The sequence below is a fragment of the Micrococcus sp. HSID17227 genome (assembly GCF_003989405.1).
GTDB classification, from domain to species: domain Bacteria; phylum Actinomycetota; class Actinomycetes; order Actinomycetales; family Micrococcaceae; genus Micrococcus; species Micrococcus luteus.
In genome coordinates, this window is sequence record NZ_RBLN01000149.1 from 1 (window position 1) to 5419 (window position 5419).

Annotated in this window: 5 protein-coding genes; all 5 read left to right on the forward strand. The window is 75.2% G+C overall.

Annotated features, from left to right (window positions below):
* Positions 1 to 416, forward strand: a 416-nt coding sequence (locus D8M29_RS08150; RefSeq protein ID WP_127445895.1) for a PH domain-containing protein, incomplete at its 5' end; no start/stop codon positions are given.
* Positions 413 to 1552: an adenylate/guanylate cyclase domain-containing protein gene (locus tag D8M29_RS08155; RefSeq protein ID WP_036317343.1), complete on the forward strand. Its 1140-nt coding sequence runs from the start codon at positions 413 to 415 to the stop codon at positions 1550 to 1552. The genes D8M29_RS08150 and D8M29_RS08155, both read left to right, overlap by 4 nt.
* A gap of 11 nt (positions 1553 to 1563) precedes the next feature.
* Positions 1564 to 2322, forward strand: coding sequence for a PP2C family serine/threonine-protein phosphatase (locus D8M29_RS08160; RefSeq protein ID WP_020625514.1), 759 nt, complete (start codon positions 1564 to 1566; stop codon positions 2320 to 2322).
* 40 nt (positions 2323 to 2362) lie between these two features.
* On the forward strand, positions 2363 to 4756 hold the full coding sequence (ligA, locus tag D8M29_RS08165) for an NAD-dependent DNA ligase LigA (RefSeq protein ID WP_127435244.1): 2394 nt from the start codon (positions 2363 to 2365) through the stop codon (positions 4754 to 4756).
* Positions 4753 to 5419 (forward strand): inositol monophosphatase family protein (locus D8M29_RS08170; RefSeq protein WP_238693355.1); only part of this gene is annotated, 667 nt, incomplete at its 3' end. The genes ligA and D8M29_RS08170, both read left to right, overlap by 4 nt.

Below are 5419 nucleotides of genomic sequence, written 5' to 3' on the forward strand. Positions count from 1 at the left end.
TCGGCGTGCTCGCACGCCCCGACCTGCCCGGGCTCGTCGCCGCGAACCGCGCCGTGCTCGAGGCGGCCGCGTGGGTGGTCGCGGCGCTCGTCCTGCTCCCCGGCACCGTCCGCCCGCTGTGGCGCTGGGTCTTCCGGCGCACCGTGCTCACCGACCGCCGCATCCTCCAGGGCGCCGGCATCGGCGGCTCCGGTGCCGCCATGCCGCTCGTGTCCATCGCGGACGTGCAGCGGCGCCGCCGCGGCTCGGGTGCCGGAGACCTGCACATCCTCTTCCAGGAGCCCGCCCGCCAGGTCCACTGGCGGCTGCGCGACGTCCCCGAGGCTGCGCGCTTCGAGGAGGCCCTGGCCCACCTCACCCGCCAGGCCCGCACCGCGACCTGGCCCGCCCCCGTCCCGACAGGAGACCTCCGATGAGCCGTCCGGAGACACCGGACACCGCACCGCTGCCGATCGTCCCGCCGGCCGAGGACAAGACCGCCCGCGACGTCGAGGAGCGGTCCGCCGAGCCCGCCGGCTGGACGAGCGCGATGCGCACGCTCGACGCCGGCCTGGTGGTGGGCCCGCGCGCCTACACCTCACGGGAGGTGGCGCAGCGCCTCGGCGTCTCGATGGCCTCCGCCCGGAAGATCTGGCGTGCGCTGGGCTATCCGACGTCGCCGGAGGGGCACAAGGCCTTCACCGAGGCGGACATCGAGGCGTTCGAGTCCGTGCTCACGCTCGTACGCTCGGGGACGCTGAACGAGGACACCGCCATCTCGCTGGCCCGCTCGATCGGGCAGATGACGGACCGCATGGTGGTGTGGCAGATCGAGGCGCTCGTGGAGGACAAGATCGCCTCCGAGGGCCTGACGGACCCGGAGGCACGGCGGGCCGTCGTCGACATGCTCCCGGACATGGTCGGACCGCTCGAGAAGGCCATGCGGATCGTCTATCGGCGCCAGCTCAACCGCGCCGTCCAGCGCCTGACCGTGCGCGTGGAGGCCGGGCTGGCGGCCAGCGCCCAGGGCCGCGACGGCTCCGAGTCGGATGCGCCGCTGCCGCTGGCCCGCGCCGTCGGCTTCGCGGACATGGTCTCCTACACGACGCTCTCCCGGACCATGGACGACCGGACGCTGGCCCGCATGGTGCTGCGCTTCGAGTCCCTCGCCGCGGAGACCATCTCGGCCGGCGGCGGCTGGCTCGTGAAGACCATCGGCGACGAGGTCATGTTCAACGCCGAGACCCCCGAGGCCGGCGCCGCGATCGCGCTCTCCCTGGCCGAGACCATCGCCGCGGACGAGGAGCTGCCCTCGGCGCGCGTCGCCCTGACATGGGGACGGGTGCTCTCCCGCATGGGGGACATCTACGGGCCCACCGTGAACCTCGCCGCGCGGCTGACGTCCCTGGCCGATCCGGGTACCGTGCTCGTGGACGCCATGACCGCTGCGGCCCTGTCCCGGGACGAGCGCTTCGTGCTCGTCCCGCAGCCGCCCAGGATCGTCCGCGGGTTCGGAGAGGTCCGCCCCTCCCTGCTCTTGGACGGGTCGGCCCAGACCCTGCTCGCCGACTGATCGAGGACCCCGTGGACCCCCGCCCCGAGACCCCGTCCGCGCCGCGGCCCCAGGCCGCGGGCGCCACCCACGTGGGCGCCGTCCGCGACCTGAACGAGGACGCGTGGACCCTCGTCGGGGAGCCGCTGGTGCTCGCCGCCGTGGCCGACGGCATGGGCGGGCACGAGGCCGGCGAGGTGGCCTCGGCCGCCGCGATCGAGACCCTGCGCCGCCGCGCCCCCGAGGTGCTCGCCCCGGGCACGGCCCACACGCCCCAGGAGCTCGGCCACCTGATCCACGAGGCGGACGCCGCCGTCGTCGAGGCCGGGCTGGGGCGCTCCGGCACCACCCTGACCGTCCTGGCCTGCCTGGACACGGAGCGCGGCCGCTGGGCCGTGGCGAACGTCGGCGACTCCCGGGTGTACCTGCGGCCCGTCGGCTCGCCGGTGCTCCAGCAGCTCACGGTGGACCACTCGGCGGTCCAGATGCTCGTCGACGCGGGGGAGCTCACCCCCGCCGAAGCCCGCGTCCACCCGCGCCGCAACGTCATCACCCGCGCGCTCGGCTCGCGCGAGGCGCTCACGGTGGACGTGGCCGAGGTCCCCCTCGCCTCCGGGGACCTCGTCCTGCTGTGCAGCGACGGCCTGACCGGCGAGCTGCTGGACGAGGAGATCCGCGCGCTGATCGACGACGCCGACACCCTCGAGGACGCCCTCGAGAAGCTCATCGGCGCCGCCCTGTGGCGCGGCGGCCGGGACAACATCACGGCGGTGCTCGTGCGCATCCCCTGACCCGGGTGCGCCGTCCGGGACGCCGACTACGCTGGGCCGGGTGAGCACCCCCAAGGAATCCGCCGCCCAGCCCGATCCGCAGGACATCCCCGCCGCGGACCTGCGGGAGGAGTACGAGGACCTCGTGGAGCGGGTCCGCGCCGCCCGGACCGCCTACTACCAGCGGGACGCCCCGGAGATCTCGGACGCCGAGTACGACGCGCTGTACCGCCGCCTCGAGGACCTCGAGGCCCTGCACCCCGAGCTCGTGGCCAACGACTCGCCCACCCAGGAGGTCGGCGGCGAGGTCTCGGAGGCGTTCGCCCCCGTCCGGCACGGGGCCCGCATGTACTCGCTCGAGGACCTGTTCTCCATCGAGGAGCTCGAGGTCTGGTTCCGCCGCGCGGCGCAGGCCCTGACGCAGGTGCGACCGGGCGTGGCGCCCCGCTGGCTCGTGGAGGTGAAGATCGACGGGCTCGCCGTCGCCCTGCGCTACCGGGACGGGCGGCTCGTGCAGGCCGCCACCCGCGGCGACGGCGTCACGGGCGAGGACGTCACCGCCAACGTGCGCACCATCGGGGACATCCCGCACGAGCTCTCCGGCGAGGGCTGGCCCGCCGAGTTCGAGGTGCGCGGCGAGGTGTTCATGTCCTCCGCCGCCTTCGCCGAGCTCAACGCGCGTCGTGCGGAGGAGGGCCAGACGCCGTTCGCGAATCCGCGCAACGCCGCCGCCGGCGCCCTGCGTCAGAAGGACCCGGCCGTCACCGCGCAGCGCCCGCTGGCCATGTTCGTGCACGGCATCGGCTCGGTCGAGGCGTTCGGGCTGGAGTCCCAGCACGAGGTGTACGACGCGCTCGCGGGCTGGGGCCTGCCCGTCAGCCCCTACACCCGGCTGGTGGAGGGCGCGGACGAGGAGGCACTGGCCGCCGTCGTCGCGGTGATCGAGGAGTACGGCCGGCGCCGGCACGAGCTGATCCACGAGATCGACGGCATCGTGGTGAAGGCGGACGCGTTCGCGGACCAGCGCTACCTCGGCCACACCTCCCGCGTGCCCCGCTGGGCCGCGGCGTACAAGTACCCGCCGGAGGAGGTGCACACGCTGCTGCGGGACATCGCGGTCTCGGTGGGCCGCACCGGACGGGTGACCCCGTTCGCGGTGATGGAGCCGGTCACCGTGGCCGGGTCCACCGTCTCTCTGGCCACCCTGCACAACCAGGACGTGGTCAAGGCCAAGGGCGTGCTGATCGGGGACACCGTGGTGGTGCGCAAGGCCGGGGACGTGATCCCCGAGGTCGTGGGCCCCGTGCTGCCGCTGCGCGAGAAGGCGATCGAGGCGGGCCGGGAGCTGCGCGAGTTCGTCATGCCCGCGCACTGCCCCTCGTGCGGCACGCCGCTGGCCCCGGCCAAGGAGGGGGACGTGGACCTGCGCTGCCCCAACGCCCGCTCCTGCCCGGCCCAGCTGGCCGGCCGCGTCGAGCACCTGGCCAGCCGCGGCGCCTTCGACGTGGAGGCGCTCGGCGAGGAGGCCGCCCGCTGGCTCGTCCAGGGCCCCGGCGAGGACCCGGCCGAGCACGAGGGGCAGGTGCGCCCCGAGGGTCCCGGCCCCATCACGGCGGAGGCGCAGATCTTCGACCTCGCCTCCGGCACGCCGGAGGAGATCACCGGCCCCCGCGGCGAGGACGGGCTGACGGACCTGCAGCGCTCCCTCGGCGAGGTCCGCGTGTGGCGCGAGGGCCGTACGAAGGTGGACGGCCGCATGGTGCCCTCGGGCGTGTTCACGCTCAAGCCGTACTTCTTCACCGCCGGCACCGCGAAGAAGCCGTCCGCGCCCACGGCCAACACGCTCCGCCTGTTCGACGAGCTCGAGAAGGCCAAGTCCCAGCCGCTGTGGCGCACCCTCGTGGCGCTGTCCATCCGGCACGTGGGCCCGACGGCGGCCCGCTCGCTGGCCACGGCGTTCGGCTCGATGGCGGCGCTGCGCGCGGCGGCCGAGGCCGGCGACCGGGACCGGCTGGCCGAGATCGACGGCGTCGGTCCGATCATCGCGGACGCGCTCATCGAGTGGTTCGCCGAGGACTGGCACCGGGAGATCGTGGACCGCTGGGCCGCGGCGGGCGTGGTCATGGAGGACGAGCAGGACGAGTCGACCCCGCGCACGCTCGAGGGCCTGACCGTGGTGGTCACCGGCTCGCTCGAGGGCTTCTCCCGCGACTCCGCGAAGGAGGCGATCCTCGTGCGCGGCGGCAGGGCCTCCGGGTCCGTGTCCAAGAAGACCGACTTCCTGGTGGCCGGCGAGGCCGCCGGCTCCAAGCTGGACAAGGCGCAGTCCCTCGGTGTGCCCGTGCTGGACGAGGCCGGGTTCACGGCGCTCCTGGCCGGCGGCCCGGATGCGGTGCGCCCGGCGGACACGGACGACGCCGCCGACGACGCCGCAGACGGGGAGGCCTCGGCATGAGCGCGCGCACCACGGTCCCGGGCCTGCTCGTGGTCGCCAAGGCCGCCGCGCGCGCCGGCGCGGACGTCCTGGCCCGGCGCTGGACCGGTCACCACCCGGCCGTCCCGCTCGGCATCGAGGAGATCGGCGCGCAGACGAAGTCCTCCGGCTCCGACTGGGTGACCGACTACGACCGCCGCGCCGAGCAGGCCGTCCGGGAGGTCATCGCCGGCTACCGCCCCTCGGACGAGATCACCGGCGAGGAGTACGGCGCCACCCTTCCGGCCGAGCCGTCCGGGTACCGCTGGTCCATCGACCCGCTGGACGGCACCACCAACTTCGTGCGCGGCCTGCCGCAGTTCTGCACCTCGGTGGCCGTCACCGGCCCGGCGGACGCCGAGACCGCCGACCTGCTGGGGGTGGCCGAGGGCACCGAACGCTGGCTGGCCGGCGTCGTGGCGGCGCCCGCGCTGGGGCGCACCTGGTTCGCGAGCGCGGGCCGGGGCGCCTCCACCACCGCGGACGCGACGACGCCGGGCCTGCACGGGCCCGTCCCGGCCGCCGCCCCCGTGCGGCTCGCCGGTCCCGTGCCGTGGCGCCCGGGGCGGCTCCACGCCACCAGCTTGCGCCTCGACCCCGCCCCTCGGGTCCTGCCGGGCGTCCTCGTCGCCGCACCGCGCCCCC

Coding starts and splice junctions, on each gene's coding strand:
- D8M29_RS08155 (WP_036317343.1), top strand. CDS start 413: ATGAGCCGTCCGGAGACACCGGACACCGCACCGCTGCCGATCGTCCCG.